The organism is Pantoea sp. X-Soil-ISGK-285 (assembly GCF_059730815.1).
Map to the genome: position 1 here is coordinate 114,745 of NZ_AP035939.1, position 21,922 is coordinate 136,666.

21 protein-coding genes and 1 pseudogene are annotated in these 21,922 nt (G+C 49.8%); 11 read left to right on the plus strand and 11 right to left on the minus strand.

The features are described 5' to 3' along the window. Nucleotides 1-8: 8 nt before the first annotated feature. Nucleotides 9-848, minus strand: coding sequence for a class A beta-lactamase (gene bla, locus AC6I8B_RS19835; RefSeq protein WP_370873667.1), 840 nt, complete (start codon nucleotides 846-848; stop codon nucleotides 9-11). 198 nt (nucleotides 849-1,046) lie between these two features. On the opposite strand from bla, the gene AC6I8B_RS19840 reads away from it, so the two are divergent. Continuing rightward, nucleotides 1,047-1,916: a LysR substrate-binding domain-containing protein gene (locus tag AC6I8B_RS19840; RefSeq protein WP_157353171.1), complete on the plus strand. Its 870-nt coding sequence runs from the start codon at nucleotides 1,047-1,049 to the stop codon at nucleotides 1,914-1,916. A gap of 5 nt (nucleotides 1,917-1,921) precedes the next feature. Here AC6I8B_RS19840 and AC6I8B_RS19845 read toward each other — a convergent pair whose 3' ends face one another. Further along, nucleotides 1,922-2,848, minus strand: a complete 927-nt coding sequence (locus AC6I8B_RS19845) for a LysR family transcriptional regulator (RefSeq protein ID WP_157353169.1) — start codon at nucleotides 2,846-2,848, stop codon at nucleotides 1,922-1,924. A gap of 81 nt (nucleotides 2,849-2,929) precedes the next feature. On the opposite strand from AC6I8B_RS19845, the gene AC6I8B_RS19850 reads away from it, so the two are divergent. From AC6I8B_RS19850 to AC6I8B_RS19860, 3 genes are all read left to right on the plus strand, one after another. Beyond that, nucleotides 2,930-3,883, plus strand: coding sequence for an MBL fold metallo-hydrolase (locus AC6I8B_RS19850; protein WP_157353167.1), 954 nt, complete (start codon nucleotides 2,930-2,932; stop codon nucleotides 3,881-3,883). A gap of 187 nt (nucleotides 3,884-4,070) precedes the next feature. Further along, a complete protein-coding gene (locus AC6I8B_RS19855) occupies nucleotides 4,071-4,535 on the plus strand; it encodes a cytochrome P450 (protein ID WP_229518700.1) in 465 nt (154 codons plus the stop codon). After that, nucleotides 4,516-5,508, plus strand: coding sequence for an MFS transporter (locus tag AC6I8B_RS19860; protein ID WP_124890622.1), 993 nt, complete (start codon nucleotides 4,516-4,518; stop codon nucleotides 5,506-5,508). Before AC6I8B_RS19855 ends, AC6I8B_RS19860 begins: the two co-directional genes overlap by 20 nt. Before the next feature lie 106 nt (nucleotides 5,509-5,614). Here AC6I8B_RS19860 and AC6I8B_RS19865 read toward each other — a convergent pair whose 3' ends face one another. Then, complete coding sequence (locus AC6I8B_RS19865; RefSeq protein WP_022624386.1) at nucleotides 5,615-6,823, minus strand: MFS transporter; 1,209 nt, start codon at nucleotides 6,821-6,823, stop codon at nucleotides 5,615-5,617. A gap of 173 nt (nucleotides 6,824-6,996) precedes the next feature. On the opposite strand from AC6I8B_RS19865, the gene AC6I8B_RS19870 reads away from it, so the two are divergent. Both AC6I8B_RS19870 and AC6I8B_RS19875 read left to right on the plus strand, forming a co-directional pair. Next, nucleotides 6,997-7,617, plus strand: coding sequence for a TetR/AcrR family transcriptional regulator (locus AC6I8B_RS19870; protein WP_033773452.1), 621 nt, complete (start codon nucleotides 6,997-6,999; stop codon nucleotides 7,615-7,617). A 271-nt stretch (nucleotides 7,618-7,888) separates the two neighbouring features. Then, entirely contained in the window at nucleotides 7,889-7,993 is a 105-nt protein-coding gene (locus AC6I8B_RS19875; RefSeq protein ID WP_228312790.1) for a hypothetical protein, read from the plus strand. Nucleotides 7,994-8,154: 161 nt separating this feature from the next. On the opposite strand, the gene AC6I8B_RS19880 is transcribed toward AC6I8B_RS19875, so the two are convergent. Next, nucleotides 8,155-9,081, minus strand: a complete 927-nt coding sequence (locus tag AC6I8B_RS19880) for a LysR family transcriptional regulator (RefSeq protein WP_157353165.1) — start codon at nucleotides 9,079-9,081, stop codon at nucleotides 8,155-8,157. Between the two features lie 191 nt (nucleotides 9,082-9,272). Between AC6I8B_RS19880 and AC6I8B_RS19885 the strand changes: the two genes are divergently transcribed. After that, nucleotides 9,273-10,436 (plus strand): mandelate racemase/muconate lactonizing enzyme family protein, encoded by a 1,164-nt coding sequence (locus tag AC6I8B_RS19885; RefSeq protein ID WP_157353162.1) that lies wholly within the window; start codon nucleotides 9,273-9,275, stop codon nucleotides 10,434-10,436. Between the two features lie 485 nt (nucleotides 10,437-10,921). Then, entirely contained in the window at nucleotides 10,922-12,265 is a 1,344-nt protein-coding gene (locus AC6I8B_RS19890; RefSeq protein ID WP_157353160.1) for an MFS transporter, read from the plus strand. A gap of 163 nt (nucleotides 12,266-12,428) precedes the next feature. Here AC6I8B_RS19890 and AC6I8B_RS19895 read toward each other — a convergent pair whose 3' ends face one another. Continuing rightward, nucleotides 12,429-12,776: a hypothetical protein gene (locus tag AC6I8B_RS19895; RefSeq protein WP_031591685.1), complete on the minus strand. Its 348-nt coding sequence runs from the start codon at nucleotides 12,774-12,776 to the stop codon at nucleotides 12,429-12,431. 441 nt (nucleotides 12,777-13,217) lie between these two features. On the opposite strand from AC6I8B_RS19895, the pseudogene AC6I8B_RS19900 reads away from it, so the two are divergent. After that, nucleotides 13,218-13,406: pseudogene (locus AC6I8B_RS19900) on the plus strand (LysR substrate-binding domain-containing protein); the annotation flags it as partial. A gap of 288 nt (nucleotides 13,407-13,694) precedes the next feature. On the opposite strand, the gene AC6I8B_RS19905 reads toward AC6I8B_RS19900, so the two are convergent. Together AC6I8B_RS19905 and AC6I8B_RS19910 are read right to left on the minus strand one after the other, a co-directional pair. Beyond that, the gene (locus tag AC6I8B_RS19905) at nucleotides 13,695-14,297 is read right to left on the minus strand and encodes a glutathione S-transferase (protein ID WP_033760594.1); all 603 of its coding nucleotides are present in this window, start codon (nucleotides 14,295-14,297) and stop codon (nucleotides 13,695-13,697) included. Between the two features lie 4 nt (nucleotides 14,298-14,301). Next, nucleotides 14,302-15,153, minus strand: a complete 852-nt coding sequence (locus tag AC6I8B_RS19910; RefSeq protein ID WP_497817776.1) for an alpha/beta fold hydrolase — start codon at nucleotides 15,151-15,153, stop codon at nucleotides 14,302-14,304. A gap of 101 nt (nucleotides 15,154-15,254) precedes the next feature. On the opposite strand from AC6I8B_RS19910, the gene AC6I8B_RS19915 reads away from it, so the two are divergent. Next, nucleotides 15,255-16,118, plus strand: coding sequence for a LysR family transcriptional regulator (locus AC6I8B_RS19915; RefSeq protein WP_497816491.1), 864 nt, complete (start codon nucleotides 15,255-15,257; stop codon nucleotides 16,116-16,118). Nucleotides 16,119-16,296: 178 nt separating this feature from the next. Here the strand turns inward: AC6I8B_RS19915 and AC6I8B_RS19920 are convergent, their stop codons facing one another. Then, nucleotides 16,297-17,085, minus strand: coding sequence for an AraC family transcriptional regulator (locus AC6I8B_RS19920; RefSeq protein ID WP_129063337.1), 789 nt, complete (start codon nucleotides 17,083-17,085; stop codon nucleotides 16,297-16,299). Between the two features lie 115 nt (nucleotides 17,086-17,200). Between AC6I8B_RS19920 and AC6I8B_RS19925 the strand changes: the two genes are divergently transcribed. Next, nucleotides 17,201-18,154: a DMT family transporter gene (locus AC6I8B_RS19925; RefSeq protein ID WP_157353152.1), complete on the plus strand. Its 954-nt coding sequence runs from the start codon at nucleotides 17,201-17,203 to the stop codon at nucleotides 18,152-18,154. Nucleotides 18,155-18,778: 624 nt separating this feature from the next. On the opposite strand, the gene AC6I8B_RS19930 is transcribed toward AC6I8B_RS19925, so the two are convergent. The 3 genes from AC6I8B_RS19930 to norV all read right to left on the minus strand — a co-directional run bounded on the left by AC6I8B_RS19930 (nucleotide 18,779) and on the right by norV (nucleotide 21,810). Beyond that, a complete protein-coding gene (locus tag AC6I8B_RS19930) occupies nucleotides 18,779-19,063 on the minus strand; it encodes a hypothetical protein (protein ID WP_033787085.1) in 285 nt (94 codons plus the stop codon). Nucleotides 19,064-19,190: 127 nt separating this feature from the next. Continuing rightward, nucleotides 19,191-20,336, minus strand: a complete 1,146-nt coding sequence (gene norW, locus AC6I8B_RS19935) for an NADH:flavorubredoxin reductase NorW (protein ID WP_157353150.1) — start codon at nucleotides 20,334-20,336, stop codon at nucleotides 19,191-19,193. Nucleotides 20,337-20,340: 4 nt separating this feature from the next. Beyond that, on the minus strand, nucleotides 20,341-21,810 hold the full coding sequence (norV, locus tag AC6I8B_RS19940) for an anaerobic nitric oxide reductase flavorubredoxin (RefSeq protein WP_157353147.1): 1,470 nt from the start codon (nucleotides 21,808-21,810) through the stop codon (nucleotides 20,341-20,343). Nucleotides 21,811-21,922: the final 112 nt, after the last annotated feature.

The window sequence follows — 21,922 nt, forward strand, 5'->3', positions numbered from 1 at the left end:
GAAGCTAATTATTTACTGATTGCGTCCACAACTAGTTTTGCCGCACTGGCCAGTACGTCTTTGCGCGCGACCGCGTCTTTGTCCTTCTGGGTGAAGTAGGTCGTCAGGATGATGGGTGCCTGATCCTTCGGCCAGATGACGGCAATATCATTAGTTGTGCCATAGTCACCACTGCCGGTTTTATCAGCCACTATCCAGTCAGCCGGCAGGCCTGCTTTAATACTGTTTGCACCTGTTGTATTGCCCTTCATCCATTCTGACAGTTTGGCTCGCTGCTCTCCTTTGAGGGCGGTGCCGAGAACAAGCTTATTAAGCGTGTCAGCCATCGCTGAAGGAGTCGTAGTGTCACGCACATCATCCGGGATTGCTGTATTGAGTTCTGGTTCCTTTCTGTCCAGGCGAAAAGCCTTATCGCCGATTGTTCGGGCAAAATGCGTAGCCTGTTGCGGGCCACCCAGATACGCAAGTAATTTATTCATCGCGGCATTATCGCTGTATTGCAACGCCGCAGCACTCAGTTCAGCAACAGTCATTGATGAGCCGATATGTTTCTGGGTGATGGGATTATAATTAACCATGTCGCTTTTATTTATATGAATTTTCTTATCAAGCAAACTATGGTCACTTTCATTTTTCTTTAATATCGCTGCTACTGCCATTACTTTACTTGTGCTGCACAGCGGGAATCTTTCATTGCCCCGCCATGAATATTCAGAACCATCGGATGTGTCAACGACCGTAACGCCGAGTCTGCCACCAGATTTATTTTCCAGTGTCTCAAACTGGCTCTTTAGCGTTAGCTGGTCAAAAGCAGCATGGGCTGACACTGAACAACCTGTTGCGGCCATCAGTAACATGCCGGTCAGGCTTCCTTTAAAGTTTATCATCTTGCATTACCTTATTCTGGCATTAGTAAAATCATGGGGTCTTTTAAGTCACGCAGAAAAAATGCATCCCTTAAATTATTTGCCCCAAAATAAATCAATTTCCTTGTAAGAAAAAACGGTATAAATTGATGCCAGTCATAAGTTTTTCTGGGGGCTGATTTGAAAAGTGATATCCCACTCAATGCGCTGCGTGCATTTGAAGCATCTGCCCGCCACCTCAATTTTACCAGGGCAGGCATGGAACTCTTTGTCTCTCAGGCTGCGGTCAGTCAGCAGGTCAGGCTGCTGGAAGAGAAATTAGGGGTGATTTTGTTCAAAAGGCTTTCCCGGGGCCTGGAGTTGACCGATGAGGCGCGGTTGCTATTCTCAAAAATTTCAGAAGAATTTCATCGTATTGAGAAGGCTTATCGTCAGTTTGAAGGAGGTAAAGTCAGGGAGGCACTGACGATATCCTGTGTGGGCACCTTTGCGCTGGGCTGGCTTTTACCAAAAATTGAAGATTTTCAGGAGAGACATCCCTCTATCGAACTGAGTATTCAGACGAACAACAATGTCGTAAGCATTGCCGGAGAGGGAGTGGATTTTGCTATAAGATATGGTTCGGGTAAATGGGCGTCATCGCATAACCAGCTATTGCTGGATGCGCCGCTGACCCTGTTATGCCGGCCTGAAACGGCGAAGAGACTGACAAAACCTGGCGATATATCCGGCGAGACGTTATTACGTTCTTACCGTCTTGAAGAGTGGGATAACTGGTTTGCTGCGGCGGGTATTTCCCCATTCAGAATTAATGGACCTGTATTCGATTCTTCACGCCTTATTATAGATGCTGTGATGATCACTGGCGGCCTGGCACTGGCACCTGATGTCATGTTTCAAACGGAAATAAAGCAAGGTTTGCTCGCCAGACCATTTAATATTTATTCTGGTCATGATGGGTACTGGTTAACTTGGCAGAGAGCCAGAAAGATGACCCAGTCGATGGAAATATTTCGCGAATGGATTATTGAGCAAATAATTAGGCCGTAATTTATTCAGGTTCGTTCTGTCATCACGTTACGCAGTTCTTCCCTGAGCCAGCGCAGTGACAAATCGTTATCAAGCCGTTTATGCCAGAGCAGTGACAGGGCTATTTCCGGTGTTTCAATGGGTACCGGGCTACAGCATAAGCCGTAATGCGTCACCCACTCAACCGACAGCCCAGCGGGAACGGTGGCTAACGCGGGTGCGCGCGCCAGCAGCGGAGGCAGAGAAGAAAAATGCGGCGTCACGTAGCGAATTGAACGTGCCTTTCCTGATGCCGCAAGCTGGTCATCGATGGCGCTCCAGTTCGCCCCGCGATAGGAAACCAGCAGATGGTCATGCGCCACATAATCCTCCAGCGTCAACGGTGCACGCAACGAAAGCTGTTCCGGGTGCCACAACGTACAAAAGTTGTGTGACACAATCTTCTCGCGCTGGAGCGTGGCGGGTGTGCTCTCGCCAACCGAAATGGCAAGATCGATCTCGCCACGCGCGACCAGTTCTGCATCCCGGAAGGGATCGCTGGCCGTGACCTGAAGCGTCACGCCGGGAGCGGTGCGCGTGATGCGCGCATACAGTCCCGGCATCAGCCAGCGTTCAACCCAGTCGCTCATCCCAAGCCGAAAAACATGTGTCGCCTCAGAAGGCGTGAAGAATGCTGGCTGAAACAATACGTTCTGCATCTGTGCCATTAACGGGCCCAGCTCAGCGATCAGCGCTTCAGCACGCGGGGTAGGCTCCATGCCTTTCGCCGTGCGCACAAACAGTGGATCGCTGAACATGACCCGCAATCGGGCCAGTGCATTACTGACTGCTGGCTGACCCAGATGCAGCTTTTCTGCCGCACGCGACACGCTGCCTTCCCGCTTCAGAACCAACAACACCGTCAGTAAATTCAGGTCGATTCGATGAAAATCATTTTCTCTGATAGTGAGCATCAGTTTAATCAATTTGAGTGATACAGGTTGCGTAATGATACTGCCCACCACGTTGTGATGAAACTTTCTGGAGAGATATTTATGAAAATTTTACTGATGCTGGTGGCTTCTCTTATCGCGTTCAGTCCGGTCTATGCTGCCGAACAGACCTCTGTACGGGATCAGCAAGCTCCGGGTTATTACCGGATGACATTGGGGAAATTACGCATTACCGCGGTTTCCGACGGCACGGTAACCGTTCCCCTGAATAAATTACTGACTAACATTTCGCCTGAAAAACTAAACCATGCAATGGCCAGAGATTCGATGACGCCACAGGCCGAAACATCAATCAATGCCTTCGTTATCGATGATGGTAAAAAGCGCATTTTAGTCGATACCGGGGCCGGTGAGCTTTTTGGACACAATGGCGGACATCTGCTGACTAATCTGGCCGCCGCTGGCTATCCGGCAGAGTCGATCGATGCCGTACTTTTAACCCATATTCATGCCGATCATTCAGGCGGTGTTTCACGCGCGGGCAAGCCTGCTTTTCCAAAGGCCGAAGTGTTCGTGGATAAACGGGATGTCGATTTCTGGCTTAATCCGGCTAACGTCAGCAGGGTAGAGACCAGTCAGGCCCATACCTTTGCAGAATCTGAACGGACGCTTCGCCCGGTCATCAATGCTGGCCTGCTTAAAACGTTTATAGCACCAGCCACATTACCGGGGGGAATCCGTGCAGAGTCGACAGCTGGGCACACGCCGGGTAGCGTACTTTATCGCGTAGAGAGTGAAGGCCAGACCCTGGTGTTGTGGGGAGATATCATCCATGCCAAAGCGGTGCAAATGCCCGATCCTGAAGTGGCCATCCATTTTGATGTCAATCAGAAGCAGGCTATCACTACACGTGAAAGCGTACTGAAACAGGCTGCAGATCAGGGCTACTGGGTGGCTGCGGCGCATATCGCCTTCCCTGGTCTGGGCCATGTTCAGCATGAAGGTAACGCTTATCGCTGGGTGCCCGCTAATTACACTACGCAGCTCGGGCAGTAGGTTGTTAACTAAAAAATGTAATAATATCAGGGAGAAAAATTTTGATGTAAGTTAACAGGCGGCGCTTCAATATTAACAAATTGAATAATGTCTTTTAGTTTAGAGGCTTCTCTGTAAGAGGGGCCAGAGCGTTGCCGTACAGATTAGTAATCAATGAGGTTATGGGGCTGATAAAGTCGACAGCGTTATGCCACTCATTGTCGCTGCGCTCTGGGCCATTTCTCACTTCAACCTGAAGGTGAATACAGTCAATGTTCGGGATATCGTTGTAGAAGCTTCTCGCTTATACAGTCCCGTTCTTTCTGTAGGTAGAGTAATAGCGCAGGACCTGATTTTCCGAGGCCAGAACCTTAAAGAAGGTGACAGGGTCATGTTTTACACGGCGCTGGCTAACTTCGATGAAAAAGTTTTCGATAACCCATTCCGTTTTATTGCGGGGCGAAAAGAAAAGCCACTATCATTCGGCACGGGCATGCATATGTGTATTGGTATGGGCATAGCACTCAGCTTTGCTTCGTCGTTTATTGGCCACATAAACTCACATTACATGCTCAGGGACGTTAGCATAATCGAATTTGCAGAGGGTGTGTCTGCGCCAGGTGCTTCAGATTTTAATATTGGAATAGACTTCAATGAACTGGCTGAAAATTAAAGATTTCCGCACGTTACTCGCTTCTCTTTTCATCTCGAAGTTGGGCGATTATGTATATGAGGTCGTTTTTGTGTTTATTGTGCTCGAGAACACGCATAATAATTATCTTCTTGCCGGCTGCGTCTATTTTTTTCGTTTTATTCCTTTTCTATTTTTCGGCCCCGCTGGTGGCTGGATGGCAGACAATTGGCGCATCAAATGTTCAGTTATACTCTCATTGGCAGACAAGCCCTGGGTGCTGATGTTCAATACATTAACGTATGCAATTTCAATTGTTATACTTTGTACGTTTTCAGAAAATTCACAGAACAAAACGTCGGCGTTCAGATTGAAACAAGTATATCAGGAGAATCTATCCTGCATTAAAAGTTTATTTCAGGAAGCTCCTGGCTTATTTATTGCTATTTTTGGTTCATCTGTTTGCATTCTCTTTACCGGATCATTACTTCGTTTTATTATTCCCGCTGTAGCTGTCAGTCAGGGGAATGGGGAGATATTTACCAGCTGGATATTTTCTCTAATGGCTGCAGGCACAATTACCGGGGGGCTCATTTACGGACGGTTTGCCATAAATATTTCACCATTGAATGTTATGCGCAATTGGTTCTTTTACGGAATTTTACTGATTTTAATGTCATTTATTGCCCTCTATTCGCTCGAGGCTCTGCTGCCGGTAGCATTCGTCCTTGGTATGAGTGGTGCATTCGTTGATATTTCTCTGGTGACACTCATACAGTCCTGGTCTTTTGCAGAGAACACAGGCAAGACATTCGGCACGTTTTCTACCCTGGCTAATACTGCTGAAGCACTTTCTGGTCTCCTTTCCGGACTGGCCGCCGCTGCGAGTCTGATGGTTGTTTTTGCAGGCATGAGTTCTCTCATCGTACTCACTGGCATTATCTCAATGGCTTGTCTTCCAGACAAAAAACAAAAGAATATTTCGGGAAGCAACGAATCCGATAGTTCTATTTAAAGAGTGCCCAAATGGACGACTTAAATAACTGAGGTCTCTTTTAGATATTCAAAGCAGGCGGTTGGTGCCAAAACAGGGCGTCCGTTCCGGACGTCCCTGGAAGTCACTATTTTACTAAAGGTTCTCTTGCACCGGGCCTGAAAGCATGCTTTTTCGCGCACCAGGCGATAATCAACGCAACAGCCATAAAGATCAGTAGCGCCCATGGGAAAGATACCGCACCGGCATTATTGAGAAGCAGACCACCAATGACGCCGCCGCTTGCGATAGCCAGATTCCAGGCAGTTGTAACCATTGCCTGAACGACATCGACATGATTGCCTGCCGCATCAGCGGCAGCCGTCTGCATCTGAGTTGACGCGCCGCCAAACGACCATCCCCATACGATGACGGCCACAAAGACCACAATCTGTTCCCGCATGCCTGCGGCGAGTGCCACAGAAACCGCCGCCAGTGCCACCAGACTGAGCAGAACCAGATTGCGCAGATGGCGATCCACCAGCATCCCGGTTATCCAGATGCCGATAAGTGCCGCAATGCCAAAAATCAGCAAGATAAGCCCGACATTTCCGGTCAGCCCCGACAACTGCAGGAACGGTCCGATGAATGTATAAAGAATATTGTGTGCCGTCATCCATAGAAAGATAACCGCCAGAACAGGTCTGACTCCGGGCATCTGGAAAACTTGCCATACCGGTAGTCGGCGGTCGGCCTGCTGTCCCGGCAGGTCAGGAACCGCCACCCATGTCCAGATGAACAGAATGACTGCCAATGCTGCCATGATACCAAAGGGGACTCTCCATCCCATCATGCTGCCAAGCCATGCGCCAGCCGGGGTTCCAAGGGACAGGGCAACCGGTATTCCAACCATAGCAATAGCGAGAGCGCGGCCCTGCATTTCAGCAGGAACGAGGCGTCGCGCATAGCCCGCCAGAATTCCCCATGCAAGTCCTGCAGCCACACCCGACATGAATCGGGCTGCCATCGTCAGCCAGTAACTGAACGAAAGGGTGGTAATAGTGTTGAAAATCAGGAAGGTACCTACGGCGAGTAATAGTACCTTTTTACGACGCCAGCCACTGGTCAGAACCGTCAGAGGGATTGCCGCGAGTAGCGAACCCAGCGCATAAATGCTGACCAGCTGACCCGCCATCACCTGAGATACGTCAAGACCCATTCCAATTTCCGGAAGTAAACCCGCCGGAAGGGTCTCGGTCAGGATGGCAATAAAGCCTGTCATGGCAAATGCCAGCAGGGAAGCCAGTGGTAGACCCCGTTGTGTTGTGGTCTCACTGAATACTGTATTGGCGTGCACGTTGGCCCCTTTTTTAGTTTGTAACGACTAAAAATTGCGAAACCCTCCGGATAACGGGTTTTACAATATATATACCGATCGGTATATATCAGAAAGTATAGGCTACACTGAGGCTTGTCAAGTATATATGTATCGATTAGTATTTATATACGATAAGCGAAAAAGGAGCGGATATGGCTCAGATGGGACGCCCACGGACATTTGACCGGAACGAGGCAATTCGTCAGGCGATGACCCTTTTCTGGCAGCATGGTTACGAGTCCACTTCGCTTGCCATGCTCAAGTCAAACCTCGGCAACGGCATCACCGCCCCAAGTTTCTACGCCGCGTTTGGTTCAAAAGAAGCGCTGTTTGAGGAGGTTGTCGATTGTTATATGACGACTTTTGGTCAGGTTAACGATTGCCTATGGGATGACACGCTTGAACCCCGTGACGCTATTGAACTGGCGTTGCGTCGTTCTGCAAAAATGCAGACAGAACAGGGGCATCCCAGTGGTTGCCTGATTGCGCTATCCGTTAATACCTGTTCGCCAGCGAACGAGCACATTCGTGAGATTCTGGCAGCGCAGCGCGATCGGACCAGGGCGGGATTTTTGCGATGTGTCACAAGAGCGAAAGAGGCGGGACTCCTGGCTTTCGATACCGACGTGCGCGCGCTGGCCACGACCCTTCACAGTTTTGAGATCGGCCTGTCGACTGAAGCCCGTGATGGCGCAACCGGCAATGAACTCGATTCGGCGGTATCAACCGCGATGAAAGCCTGGGATGCTAATGCACTGAACGTTGTTGAGTGACAGAGAACGGCGCTTAGTTTCAGCACGAAGCTTGTGCCTGTCAGAGAGCAACTGTGCGGAAGCGTAAAGTAAGCACGTCTCAATAAGTTAATGCCTGTTAGTGAGTATCAAACTTATTGCTGACACCAGACAATGGGTGTGAGACATCAAACGGGACTGCACGCGGTATGGCTTGCCGCCCGCGATCTCCGCACGCCGATGCTCGCTGAAGTGCTGGCGTTGACTGTCGCAGCCTATACTGTTTAACCCACTTGATTTAATACCCGATTTCATTCCCATCATCGGTTATCCCGATTACCTGCTTATAGTGCCTGGGACGTCTTACCCAGTCGATGTCATGCGTGAAAACCGGGAAACCGCAGCGCAAGCTAGTTAATCTCCGGTCGGTCGCATGAAGGCAAGCGGTGTTTATATTGATATGGGTAGTTTGTGCTACTCTGCTTGTCAGGCCACTTAGAGCGTCAGCTTGTGGTTCTGGTGTGTTCTCGCTTTATCCCTTTCAGATGTTGTCGCGATCGGCGCAAAATGGTTTGCCGCTCAGATCTGGCCATCTAAGAAAATTTCCCACAACGCTTCTACCGCTCGGGACATCCTCGCTGCGGGTCTGAACAGCCGGATCTCTATGGGTATCCAGAGTGCGCTCTCGTTATTAGCTGCTACGGCAATCGAGCCAGCATCAACATCCGGCGCTGCCAGTGTTTCCGGCAGCCATGCGATGCCGTCTCCGGCTTTGACCATGGCGAGTAAGGTGGCAGCAAGATCGGCCGTGAAGGCAATATCCATTCCGCGTCTGGCCCGGTTAACCTGTGAGGTATTAGACAGGATGCGGCCCAGGCCGGATTCAGCAGAATAGGAGAGGAAAGGAAACTTCTTACCGCCTGACGCATGGAATAGAGGCTCACGCGTTGTCGGATCGCATCGTGAATACGGCTGTAAAATTTCCTGTCCAAGCCGGACGCTGAGATATTTCGACTGATCGAGATGAATGTGCATATGAGGATGGTAATAAGAAAGCAGAAATTGCGCGTCACCTTTCTCAATCATGCGTTCGCAGGCACTTAATGAGTCTGATAACAGTCGAAAAGATCCGAAGCGGGCAATTTTTTCGTTGTTACGCATCAGTGCCGGAAAAAAAGAAAATGACAGCGCGTGCGTGGCGGAAAAAATAACATCCGGTCGGGCTTCTCCTGCGGCCTCGATAGATTCACTTCTCAGTGTATAAAGCGCACGAATAAGTTCCGGCACCTGCCTGACGAAAACCTCTCCGGCGCGGGTCAGGCTGACACCCCGACGGTTTCTTTCAAAAATCGGCGTGCCAAGCCACTCTTCAAGCGAGACGATTCTGCGGCTGAATGCAGGCTGTGTCACATATCGTGAAGCTGCCGCTCGGGAAAAATTGAGTGATTGCGCCAGCGCAATACAGTCTTCAAGCCAGGTTAACTCCAGGTGATGCCGATTTTGCATTACAGGCTGCCTCTTTGGCATTAGAACGTAATCCTTGTACTGCTTAGGATAATAGCAGACAGGACAATCAGGTCCCTTACACTACGTCACTTCATTATGCTGATGAATGCCGATAAACAGATGGCATGACATAACTGATTGCGTAGGTATTTTAGTAAAACAGTCTTTGACTGAGAACTACCGGAGAGATCATGCGCATCCTTGATGTTGTAGAAATTACCAAACCCATTGCTTCCCCTATTCGTAACGCGTACATCGATTTCAGCAAGATGACGACAAGCCTGGTCGCCGTTGTGACAGATGTTGAAGTCGACGGGCGCCGTGTAGTGGGATACGGCTTTAACTCTAACGGCCGTTATGGCCAGGGTGGCCTGATCCGGGAACGCTTCCGCGATCGCATCCTGGAAGCCGATCCTGAAAGCCTGCTGAATGCCAAAGGTAACAACCTGGATCCGCATAAAGTCTGGGCCGTGATGATGAGTAACGAAAAGCCTGGCGGTCATGGCGAGCGTTCTGTTGCGGTGGGAACCCTGGACATGGCCATCTGGGATGCAACGGCAAAAATCGCAAACAAGCCACTGTTCCGCCTGCTGGCCGAAATGAAGGGCGTTGAGGCTAATCCGCGCGTCTTCGTCTATGCAGCTGGGGGTTATTACTATCCAGGTAAAGACCTTGGCGCACTGCGACAGGAAATGCGTGGCTACCTGAACCGCGGCTATAACGTTGTGAAAATGAAAATCGGTGGTGCCTCTCTGGACGAAGACCGACGCCGTATTGAGGCCGTACTGGAGGAAATCGGCAGCGAAGCGCGCCTCGCCGTTGATGCTAATGGTCGCTTTGATCTGGAAACCGGTATTGCCTACGCAAAAATGCTGCGTGAATTCCCGCTCTTTTGGTACGAAGAGGTTGGCGATCCGCTCGATTATTCTCTGCAGGCAGCCCTGTCGGAGTTCTATCCAGGCGCAATGGCAACGGGCGAAAACCTCTTTTCACATCAGGACGCGCGAAACCTGCTGCGATATGGCGGTATGCGTCCGGATCGCGACTATCTGCAATTTGACTGCGCGCTCTCCTATGGGCTGGTTGAGTATCTGCGCACACTGGATGTGCTGGAGCAGTTTGGCTGGTCACCGTCACGCTGCATACCTCATGGCGGCCATCAGATGTCCCTGAACATCGCCGCCGGCCTCGGTCTGGGTGGTAACGAAAGCTATCCTGATCTGTTCCAGCCTTACGGCGGTTTCCCGGACTCGGTAAAAGTTGAAGATGGCCATATTATTATGCCTGAACTGCCGGGTGTCGGTTTCGAAGGCAAATCAGACCTTATTAAAGAAATGCGGGCGCTGGCTGAATAAGTTTTCGCTTTCATTACGGCACGTTTAATATCACTGCGCCCCTCGTTAAGCCGAGGGGCTGCGGGAAAATATCAATCTCTTAATTAACCTGACACCTCAGCGAGAATAAATTTATCTGAATCTGAGAGGAGAGGGCGTTATTGAACTGGCAAACGGTAGCATTGTTAATAATTTCTGGTTGAAGAGCTGACTTTGATTTAAGCATAAACTCTGCCTGGGGGTATATCAGCCATCCGTTGAGTTATCGATATTCAGATGTTTTTATCGGGTTAAATTTTCACTAGAAATTTTCATAAATATCAGTCAATTAGAACCAATAATGAATTCTGGAGTTTTGCCTGTTTATCCGCGCCTTTTATTTTCAGACTGCTCATTTCTCCGTTATTTACGTCGGGTAATGAATAAAAAAAATTTTGACTGATATTCAGATGGATTTGAAGTCAGCATTTCCTCCCCCTGCCACAGTGTTAAATGAGGAAGTTATTATGAGTGAGAAAACTCTTAAGGGTAATGCGCTTATCGGAAATAAACGCTGGACAATCATATTACCTGCCGTATTCATCATGTATACCATTTCATTTTTTGATCGGGTGAATATAGGCATGGCGCTGCCCCATATAACAGCTGAAATGGGCCTGAGTCCTGTTGAAGCCGGCTGGCTTGGCGGCGCATTTGCCTGGGGTTACGTCGCCACACAATTTACTGCAGGATGGCTGGCTCTCCGTTTTGGATCACGGAAAATAATAGGTATCAGCCTGTTTCTGTTTGGGGCCTGCGCAATGCTTACCGGCCTGACGCGTAACTTCGGTGAACTGGTAGCGATCCGTTTCTTACTGGGCATCGCTGAAGGTCCAATTCAGGCCGCCACGGCCATGTTCCTGGCCCAGTGGTTTATGAAGCCTGAGCGGGGGCGTGCATTCGGAATCTGGAATCTTAGCCTGGGTGCGGGCGCGTTTCTGGCCGGTCCGATATCTGGCTGGATCCTTGCACATCATAACTGGCGCCTGATGATGGTGATTGAAGGTGCACCGGCCTGGCTGTTCTGCATCATCTGGTTTTATCTGGTACCCAAAAGTATTCAGGCCGCTAGCTGGCTGAGTGCCGAAGATCGGGATTATATCCAGAAAGACCTGGCGGCTGAGCAGTCAAACTACAGGAATGAGAAATCCGATCCCTGGTGGACCATTCTCAAAATACCGGCCCTCTGGCTGATGCTGATCGGCTACTCCCTGCATAGCATGCTCGCTTACGGCTTTACGCTCTGGCTGCCGACAGCTCTCAAAGGGTATGGCACGCTCAGTGAATTTATGGTCGGTCTCATCAGCGGGATGCCTTTCCTGATGACTATGCTGGGCATCTGGTACATCACCCGGCGTTCAGATAAGTACAACCAGGAGCGACGACTACATGCCGCTATTCCCACCGTCCTCTGTGGTGTGGCATTACTGGCTGCTGCTTTTGTGCCGCTGTCATATTACTGGGCTCAGATAGGTTTGTTCATGTTTGTCGGCCTGACAATGAAGATGCTGGTGCCGCTGGTTTACGTCAGGCTGACTGAAATTCTCCCGACAAAGAAAGCGGTTCCTGCGGTGGCTTTTGTCGGCGCATGCAGCAACTTCATTGGACAGTTTGGCGGCCCCCTTGTTGCCGGATACCTCAAGCATCTGGGTGGCGGTAGTGATATGACGCTGGCATGGGGTGTTCTGGGGCTGTTCTCTATTGTGGGTGGCGTGCTGTTTGCCCTTGCCGTGGGCCGTGAGGAACGCATCCGGGACTTCAGCAAGGCATTCTCTGTGTCTTCACACAGAGCAGTATCAACACGTCAATAATAAAGCGGAATCTTCCCACGGGCATCGGACGCCCGATCAGGCAGAATGCGTGGATCAGCATTAAGCACTCTTGTGCACCTGTGAAATTATCATGCTCATCTCCGGCGTGTATCTCTCTCAACATCTGACTGTTACAGCCCGTACTTCACGGGCTTCAGAATGCCTACAATCCCACCAGCGTGATATGTTTCTTTGTTGTCAGCGCTTTATACAACGCTTTTGCCAGCGTGCCTGGTTCCACACCTGATTGAGCGCCCTCGGAATCGGTCCAGAACGATTTGATGCGCAGTATGGTGTTGATACTCGTTACGCGTTCCATTTCCAACACGGCCAGCACAGGATGGCGCATTTCGCCATGTTCCTCTGTCGCGTCCGCCTGGATCACTGCGGCGCGGGATGCCTGACTGTCAAAGATAACGTGGCAGCGTACGCCGTTCAGGTTGAGTATGCCGATGACTTCATAAAGGCACTCAACAGCCTCTGCACTGTAGGATGCGGGCACAACAAACATAACAGATCCTTCTGAAGTGAAATTTAATGAGCAGCCAGCATAGGCGAACTGTAATCAGAGGAGAAGTTACTGTTTTTGAATGAAAAATGTAGAGTTCTAAGGTTACGATAACGCGCGTTATTTTCACTCCAGTTTTCGCTGGTACTATCAATAACTGACGTGTAACCCGATCATGGCGGTGGGGTGCGGATTTGACTTAAGGAAAGGCCAGCAGGTGGCAGGTTAATCGTTCCAGTGGGGAATGCATTTATCTATATGCGCAACGCGTTAGCTGTGTGTTTCAGCCACTTAACAGGATGAACATCAGATTAAGTTTAAGATTTTTCGCGCTCTTCAATCGCTCATTTCTCAATCCGGCCGTCACGTTTAACCGTAAGCCATCAGTATGACATCAGGTGCTGACTCATATATTGTTGTTATCCGTGTAGCAGACCAGTCAGTATGGGTATCAGCTATGTGCCCGATTTTGTCGTACGTGAATCTTTGGATTCGGGGCAACTGAAAGAGGTATTGCCCGGTTACTGTACCAGGCAGGGGTATTTCTCGGCACTCTGGCCGGCCAGCCGATATCTCTCATCGAGAATACGCTGCTTTATCGTTTTTATTGCTGAGTCAGGCCTGTCTCTGTAATCCGTATCGGGAAGTTAATGCTTTCTGAAATCGTATGCACTTTTATGCTTAATTCAAAATCATAAACGTCCGTTTCTGGCATAGAGCAGAGCATTGCCCGTTATATGCAAAAAGCGGATGTTACGTTTATTTGCCTTTAGTAGATTATTAAGAGTTATTTATATTGTATGAAGATATTCAATTGGTGCTCATTGAGTCACCTTTTGCTATCGACTAATTCTAAAGCTATAAGTTCTTTATACATTAGGTAAGGCATCATTGGGCTCTTATATACAAAACCCATCCTCATTAAATCAAAGGTGTTGCCAGAAATTCCGGTCGCTGTTCGGCCAGCAATGTAAACCCGGCCAGTTCCGGGTACAGCGCACGGCTGACGGTATCCGGCAGCATCAATTCTGTAAAACTCCAGGCCACTGCGATGCTGATACCGGCCACGGACAGCATGTCAGGATGACTTTCCCGCAGCCCGTTCTCCAGCGTCTGCCAGGCACCATGCAGTTGTTGAGTTACGCGATCCACCCAGGGCTGATGCTGTTTTTCTTCCGGCCTGAGACGCTGTTCGTACACAATCTGCACCGCTTTTTCGCAGGCGGCCAGGGCGAAGCCGGTAAGATGCAGATCCCGGAACTCTTCCACGCCGGACGCTGATGTAGGTGCAGGCGAATGACCGCAATATTTCTCAAGGTAATGAATGATTAGTGTGGAATCGATCAGCACCTGATTATCATCTGTGATAAGCGTTGGAACTTTAACGGCCGGGTTAATTTTCGTTAAGGCATCAAAATCGCCGAATACCGAAAGCGGGCGATGCTCGAATTGAATACCCAATACTTTCATGTAAATAGCAACCCGTCTGACATAGGGTGAATCCAGCATTCCGATAAGGATCATGGCTCTACCTCATATTATGTTGATTAACAAAATCAATTACCTGTGCGGCGACTGGCAAGGGGGCATCTTCCATTAAAAAGTGTCCGGCCTGTTCAAAGATATGCAGCGTGGAAGAGACGATGTCGCGCTGCAAACGCCTTGCATACTCAACGGGTTGCCATTCATCTTCGGCGCCCCATAAAATCTGTACTGGCAGCCGGAGTTGCGGCAATTTTTCTGCAAAGTCACTGGTGTAACACTCATTATAGTGCGCAACCTGATGCTGATAAAATGAAGGCTGCCCTACCACACCACAAAGCGGTGCAAGATAACTATCCAGCCGCTGCTCTGTCATACGATCCTTATTAAAAACAGCCATCTTTAACTGGCGACACATCGCGCGGTAATGCTCAGTGGCGGGGATCAGCGCATAATCCGCATAGTGATCCCGCATATCTTTCCATGTGGGCGAAGGCCAGGAATCGTAGCTCGGAATATCCGCAATCGTAAGCGTCTTCAGAAGGGATGGGTTGTCGAACGCCAGTCTGAGTGAAATGGCCCCGCCTATATCGTGACCAAAAAGATCTGTTTTTTCGAGCTGCCAGTGTTCAAGCAGTTTCAGCAGAAAAACGACTTGAGCGGCAACCGAGGTATCAGCCGTCAAAGGGCGCTCTGACGCGCCAAACCCAGCCAGGTCATACAGATGAACGTGGAAACCCGCATCGACAAATACCGGCACCAGTGACTGCCAGATTATTGAGTGTGCGGGCGTGCCATGAACCAGCACCAGAGGTGTTCCTGAACCATGGACTCCGGTCGCAATGCGACAACCATTTATCAGAACGTCGTCATTCAGTAATGGGTTATTAGCGGGCATCGGCTTTCTCCGTTGTGTTTGTTTCAGTCAGGCTATCCGTTGACTGAATATGACACCAGTGACATTATTTCCCGCTGCAATCCTACTTTTGTCATACAAAAATGAATAAACGACTCTCCGTTGACTCACTCAGAGTGTTCCGGACCGTGCTGCAAACGGGCAATATGAGTAAGGCCGCATTACTCCTCAACCTGAGCCAGTCCGCTGTAAGCTGGAAGCTCAGACGGCTTGAGGATCAACTTCAATGCCAGCTACTAACGCGAATCGCCGGAAAAGCCGTTCCGACAGAAAAGGGCAGCGTTCTGCTGCAACATGCGGAAAAAATACTCACTGAACACGATCATGCCGTAGCCTATTTTTCGCCTTCGGCGCTGCGTGGCAAGCTGCGAATTGGGGTCACTGAACACATCTCAATGACTGAAATATGCGGGGTGATTTCAACCTTCACTCACCACCATCCAGAGATGGATATACAACTGGTGGTGGAGCAAAGTCATCTCCTGCGTCAGCATTTTTCTGAAGGAAGTCTGGAGATCATTTTACATCAGGATTTCACGGGCACGGCATCGACGGAAGATACGGTATTGTGGAGTGAAAAATTATACTGGTATGCAACGCCTGCCTGGCGACATGACTCGGATAAGAGCCTGAAGCTTATTACCTGGGGACCGGATTGCTATTATCGTAATCTGGCTGAGGAGAAACTTCGGCAGGCAAATATTTCATTTGCTGTGATGCTGGAGTGTCCTTCAGTAGCAGGTATGCTTGCGGCGATAACCACCGGGCTGGGTGTGGGAATACTCAATCAATACAGTGTTGATAAAGCCATTTGTAATGTGCCTGAACTTGAGAAATTGATGCCTCTGCCGTCGGTCGATTGCCTGCTACGCCTGAATAAACACCGCGTTAATCCAGCAAGCGAGGCCTTCTGCGAGATGCTGACCAGGCTGATGCATAAAGATTGAAAGTGAATTGGTGCAATTAATCGATGAATACACCGCGTTGTAATAAATATCTGCGTCTGGCACAAAACCGACAAACAACAAGGCTGTTGCATCTGGTGTGAGCGCAAATAGAAGCACCCATATCATTACATCACCCGAATCAGGATCCGTTATTTTCTCACAGGCAACAACGCTGCATTCAAAATGAAGATCGTGAACATATCGCCTGTCCGGGTGTGATCCCCGTTTGCCTTTGAAACATGGCAATAAACGACGACGCGCTGTTATAGCCGACTTCGAAGGCTACACTTTCCACTTTTCCACCTTTTTCCAGCAGGTGCATGGCTTTTACCACGCGCATCCGCTGACGCCACTCGTTCAGCGGCATACCCAGTGCCTCCTGACATTTCCGGTTAAGCGTTCTTATTGTCGTGCCTGATGAAGAAGCCAGTTCTGCCAGCGGCGTATCATCCGCCAGATTTTTTTCGAGTTTTTCCAGAATCCCCTTGAGCAGTGGATCATCAGTGTAGGGCAGAAAATTTTTATAACGCTGTGCTCTTTTCAACTGGTCACGGAGCACGTCGAGGAGCCGATGGTTTTCCTCAGAAAGCGGCGACAGAAGAGGATGCAGCCGGAGATGTTCAAGCAGGGCAATCGTAAGAGGATTTACCTGCAGTGTGCAGGGCACTTCAGGCATGCCCAGGCAGAGTTCAGGCATCAGGTAAAGTGAACAGTGGGTAGCAGAGTAGCGGTTCAGCCCTTCATGTACGACGCCCGGCGGCAGCCAGATACCATAGTTAGCCGGGGCAGTGAGGTGATCGCCTTCCAGCCTGACTTCCATAACTCCGCTGAAGGAAAAGACAAACTCACCCCAGGGGTGCGAGTGCACGGGATAGGTAGCCCCGGCGGGCATGTCAGCCACCCTGAACCATGCCGGGCCGGGTAGTTCATGTGTGAAGGGGGGAGAAATAAGCTTTTTGTTTAGCATGACTGAACCCGATTGATTCCTGTATTTTCCTGCTGTTTTACACTACAGGATGTCCTTTTCACACTATATGCTCTATCCACGTCACTGCCATACTGAATTTTTTCAGGAGGCAGAGATGACGTTCAGGCGAAAAAATGCGGATCTGCGCGCAAGCGCAATAATGACGGTGCTCTGCATCATATGGGGAGTACAGCAGGTCGCTATCAAAGGCGTGGCAGAAGAAATTTCGCCCGTGTTACAGGTAGCTCTCCGCTCCGGCATTGCCGCTCTGCTTGTGCTGGTCGTAATGACCTGCAAAAAAGAGTCGCTGCGTCAGTCCCGCCCTTATCTGATGGCTGGATGTGTGGTCGGGCTGCTGTTTGCACTGGAGTTCCTGTTTGTTGCTGAGGGGCTCCGCTATACCTCTGCCTCCCATATGGCGGTTTTTCTCTACACTGCGCCTGCCTTTGCCGCTGTCGGTCTGCAGCTTTTTCATCCTGATGAGCGGCTCATGCCTGCACAATGGGGAGGCATCGTTGTCGCGTTCATTGGGATTGCGGTGGCATTCCTGTCCGGGAGCAGCAGCACCGGCGACACAGTGAGAATGCTGACTGGAGATGTGATGGGCCTGCTGGCTGGACTGGCATGGGGAGCTACCACTGTCGTGGTGCGCTGTACTGCGCTGAGCCAGGCACCGGCAACACATACACTGTTTTATCAGCTCACAGGTGCCTGCATTTTACTCTTTATGTACGCACTGTTCAGCGGACAGCTTCATTTCAGGCCTGGAGTCACCGGAAGCCTGAGCTTGCTTTTCCAGATTTTTATTGTCGGGTTTGCCAGCTACCTGACCTGGTTCAGCCTGATGAAAACCTATCTGGCCTCACAGCTCGGCGTATTGTCGTTCATGACGCCGGTTTTCGGTGTCCTGGCGGGAATGCTGTTTCTCGACGAGCAGCCTCAGCCGGGCTTCATCTGGGGCACGCTGCTTATCCTGAGTGGGATCGTTATTGTCAGCGGCTGGCCGTGGTTTATCACTAAGCTGGACCGGTCTGCTGCGCGTCGTCGTTCAACAGGGAGAAATCCCTGAAAGTTCTAATCGTTTTTGCCCACCCGGAATCGCAGTCGTTTAAAGGGGCTGTAAAGACAATTTTATGGCGTGGATGGCAGATAATACGTCGCAGGAAATCAGAGAGGCCTGTCTGGAAAAGTGGGCTACACGGCTGCGGCATATTGAGCGGGAAGCGCCAATGTTTTTTCATCCGCGGGAAGATTACACCGACTAGCAACGGCTATGGCCGGGTATCGAGGCAAAGACAGGTTTTCAGTGGAATTCCCCGGCAGGCCAGACACGTGACGCTGCTGCCGGCGCGTACACGAATAACTTGAAAAAATAAGGCAATCATGGTTGTTAACCACTGGAAAGTATTGTCCGTGGGTTCTCCTGAAGGGGATGCTGATTGAAGATTGACATCCCGCTTGGGTTTACGCGTTATCATATTTTTAATTTCTCTATGGGAGTCTGCGAAATACCCCTCCTTGTTAATTTCCGCTTCTGGCATTAACCGGAGCTTATAGAAAATACGGCCAGGGAATTAACATTGACGTTGTGGCGCTGGCTATTTTCTTTATGGGAAATAATGTTGTTCTTAAAATTATAGTGATGGTTCTGTAAAGAGCGCATGTGGACGCATCAGTATCATTTCTATTTTTTCTATCCTTCAGCCACAACCTTTATGCCTTCTGCGGGTTCCCAGAGATTCCACATCTCCCAAAATATTGTTGCAACGGCGTCCTTGAGCATTTCGGGCGGGAAAGTTTTACTCTGCGAAAACGTCCCGATACTTGCACTAATTCGCGCATCATTGCCGCTTGTTCCAATGTTCATTGCGAAGAGATCACAGTGCATTGATAACCAAATTATTCTGCCACAAGTGCAGGACGACGGGTTATGAAGGGTAATATTAGTTACTGCCGGGGCTTCAGGCATATTCATCATGTCACATCCTTTGGTATTGAGTTGAAAGCAAAGGCCGGGGAAAACCGGCCTGTTTGGTGTAAGCAAAATCGACGATTTATTAATCGAAAATAAATGCGTCCGACCATCTGGTAATAAAATGCTTTGATTAAGATGTGCCCGGTAGCTTAATGTCCTTCAACATACTGAATGCAAGCTTCATATGATCTTCACTGACAACAAATGCCCGTAGTGCACCGTCTTCGTCACGGCCTTGAGCAATTATGCCTGCCGGGGATAGCGCCATTTCCCAATGATAAGCAGCATTCGCTGGATCGCCCGCCAGCTGAAGCGGCATATCCGGCGTTTTAATCTTGATCAACATGGCTGGTAGCATCAGTTTGGCGTTGTGGCCGGTAAGGTTTTTAGCCAGCGTCATTGCCGCAAGGGCTGCTGGTTGCAGATAGGGCATCGGTTTCCCCTGTATTTCTGCACAATCACCCAGTGCATAGACATCGGCAACCGACGTGGCAAGAGTGTCATCAACTACAATCCCATGACGTGTCTTAATCCCACCACTCTTCGCCAGCGTAAGATTAGGGCGTAAGCCAATGGCACACACCACGGCGTCAAAGGTCTTTCTTTGTCCGTTACTGAAACTTGCCTCCAGTAAATCATTATGCCGGGAGACCTGGATGAGTTCATGCCTCAACATAAATTCTACCCCGTTGTTCGTTAAACGGTTTTGCAGCCGAGCACTGATTTCCGGTGGTAACAGCGTTGAAAGAAGGCTGTTACTTCGATCCATTACCGTTACTGCTTTACCAGCACGGTTAAAATCCATTGCGAGTTCTGTGCCGATTAGGCCACCGCCGACTATCAGTATTTGATGCGCATCAATAAGCACTTTGTCATACCGTCGGTATTCCTGCTGACTGTTCAGCGTGAAGATCAGATCACTGCCTTCTATCTCCGGTACGATAGCCTCGGCACCGGTGGCAAGTACCAGCTTGCCATAGATGTAATCGCCCGCGCTGGTGGTGATAATGTGTGCAGCCGTATCAATGCGCGAAACTACGGTAAAAGGATGCAGCATGATGTTCTGGCTTTCCGCCCAGTCTGCTGCTGCTTGTCGAGTGAGTGCCTCAGCGCGATAACCCATACTGAAAACATGACTGAGTTCGGGTTTGTTATATTCATCACAGCTGTCGGCAGCAATGATGCGAATCGGCACATTTTTGTCCAGAAGCCGGATGTTTTTGACCAGCTGGCGGGCGGCGAAACCTGAGCCAATCACCACAATGTCTGCTGACATAGACTCAGTCCTCGTAAGGATCGAACACGGATTTACCCAGCGCGCATCCAGGACATAAGAAATCGTCTGGTACGGCTTCCCATGCGGTTCCTGGTGCGACATCCTGATTTGGTTCGCCCTCGGCCGGGTCGTAAACCCACTGACAAACCGTACAAATCATTTTCTGTCCGATGTTCTCACCCGCTTCTACCACGCCGACGCCATCCTGGTTTATGGGCACGGAGGCTGCCATAACCGCAGCGGCATTATTCGCTGCGACGACGGCTACCGGCAGCGGCATGAGCGCCCATTCACGGGCGATTTTGCGGCCATGCTCGCGGCACTCTTCCAGCGCGGAGAGGTCGGGACGCCACTTAGTTTTGAGCGCAATCGTCATATCAAAACCGGCATCCTGCAGGCGGGTGGCTACGCGATCCACTGCTCCGCCGGTCCAGCCATAAGAACCGAACGCGGAGGCGCGTTTATTGCGGAATTTCAGGCCGGTAATCTCTTCCAGCATGCCCGCCACCTTCGGCATCATCACATTGTTCATGGTGGAGGAACCGACCAGAATGCCCTTGGAACGGAAGCAGGAGGTAATGATTTCGTTTTTGTCGTGGGTGGAGACGTTGTAAACCTTCACGGCAACGCGAGGATCGGTTTCGCGGATGCCCTCGGCGATAGCATCCGCCATCATGCGGGTATTGTTAGACATGGTGTCGTAGAACAGAGTGATGCGATCTTCCTGGTAATCCGCAGCCCATTGCAGGTACAGCTCTATAATCTGCGTTGGATTATCGCGCCACACCACGCCGTGCGAGGTCGCAATCATACTAACCGGCAAATTAAATCCGAGTATCTCATTGATTTTTGGGGTAACCAGACGTGCAAAAGGCGTCAGAATGTTGGAAAAATAGCGCTGACATTGGTCAAACAGTTCGTGTTGGTCAACTTCATCGTTAAACAGATGTTCATCGCAATAATGCTGGCCGAAGGCGTCATTACTGAACAGCACGGCGTCCCCGGTCATGTAAGTCATCATGCTGTCCGGCCAGTGCAACATTGGGGTTTCAACAAAAATCAGTTTTTTGCCGTTGCCGAGATCAAGCGAATCACCGGTTTTAACCACGTTAAAATTCCATTCAGGATGGTGGTGATGACCATTAATGGAATCGACACCATTAGCAGTGCAGTAAATCGGCGTGCCTGGGATCAGCGCCAGCAGTTCGGCGAGTGCGCCAGAATGGTCTTCTTCGGCATGGTTAATTACGATGGCATCGATTTTTTTCAGATCAATTTCTTCTGCCAGATTTTTAACAAAATCAGTGCGAAATTTCAGATCAACAGTATCGATCAGGACGTTCTTTGCTTCGCGAATAAGGTAGCTGTTATAGCTGGTGCCCCGCTGCATCTTGTACTCTTTGCCGTGAAAGTGCTCAACTTCCCAGTCACGTTTGCCGACCCAAAAAATATTGTTTTTTACAAGAATGTTCATTTGATGCCCTGTTAGCGTAAGTTGGTTTCACACCAGCTTTGCATCAAATGTGCCAGTTTTTAAGTTGCTGATATTTGGGTGTTTACATTAACTTCATTGTTAAAATTACACT

Bases quoted from the DNA above. Each gene is read 5' to 3' on its own strand.
- AC6I8B_RS19925 (WP_157353152.1), top strand. From the start codon at position 17,201: ATGACGTTCAGGCGAAAAAATGCGGATCTGCGCGCAAGCGCAATAATG.
- AC6I8B_RS19905 (WP_033760594.1), bottom strand. From the start codon at position 14,297: ATGATCCTTATCGGAATGCTGGATTCACCCTATGTCAGACGGGTTGCT.
- AC6I8B_RS19910 (WP_497817776.1), bottom strand. From the start codon at position 15,153: ATGCCCGCTAATAACCCATTACTGAATGACGACGTTCTGATAAATGGT.
- AC6I8B_RS19930 (WP_033787085.1), bottom strand. From the start codon at position 19,063: ATGATGAATATGCCTGAAGCCCCGGCAGTAACTAATATTACCCTTCAT.
- AC6I8B_RS19880 (WP_157353165.1), bottom strand. From the start codon at position 9,081: ATGCAAAATCGGCATCACCTGGAGTTAACCTGGCTTGAAGACTGTATT.
- norV (WP_157353147.1), bottom strand. From the start codon at position 21,810: ATGAACATTCTTGTAAAAAACAATATTTTTTGGGTCGGCAAACGTGAC.
- bla (WP_370873667.1), bottom strand. From the start codon at position 848: ATGGCCGCAACAGGTTGTTCAGTGTCAGCCCATGCTGCTTTTGACCAG.
- norW (WP_157353150.1), bottom strand. From the start codon at position 20,336: ATGTCAGCAGACATTGTGGTGATTGGCTCAGGTTTCGCCGCCCGCCAG.
- AC6I8B_RS19870 (WP_033773452.1), top strand. From the start codon at position 6,997: ATGGCTCAGATGGGACGCCCACGGACATTTGACCGGAACGAGGCAATT.
- AC6I8B_RS19845 (WP_157353169.1), bottom strand. From the start codon at position 2,848: ATGCTCACTATCAGAGAAAATGATTTTCATCGAATCGACCTGAATTTA.
- AC6I8B_RS19895 (WP_031591685.1), bottom strand. From the start codon at position 12,776: ATGTTTGTTGTGCCCGCATCCTACAGTGCAGAGGCTGTTGAGTGCCTT.
- AC6I8B_RS19920 (WP_129063337.1), bottom strand. From the start codon at position 17,085: ATGCTAAACAAAAAGCTTATTTCTCCCCCCTTCACACATGAACTACCC.
- AC6I8B_RS19885 (WP_157353162.1), top strand. From the start codon at position 9,273: ATGCGCATCCTTGATGTTGTAGAAATTACCAAACCCATTGCTTCCCCT.
- AC6I8B_RS19860 (WP_124890622.1), top strand. From the start codon at position 4,516: ATGAACTGGCTGAAAATTAAAGATTTCCGCACGTTACTCGCTTCTCTT.
- AC6I8B_RS19915 (WP_497816491.1), top strand. From the start codon at position 15,255: ATGAATAAACGACTCTCCGTTGACTCACTCAGAGTGTTCCGGACCGTG.
- AC6I8B_RS19855 (WP_229518700.1), top strand. From the start codon at position 4,071: ATGCCACTCATTGTCGCTGCGCTCTGGGCCATTTCTCACTTCAACCTG.
- AC6I8B_RS19850 (WP_157353167.1), top strand. From the start codon at position 2,930: ATGAAAATTTTACTGATGCTGGTGGCTTCTCTTATCGCGTTCAGTCCG.
- AC6I8B_RS19890 (WP_157353160.1), top strand. From the start codon at position 10,922: ATGAGTGAGAAAACTCTTAAGGGTAATGCGCTTATCGGAAATAAACGC.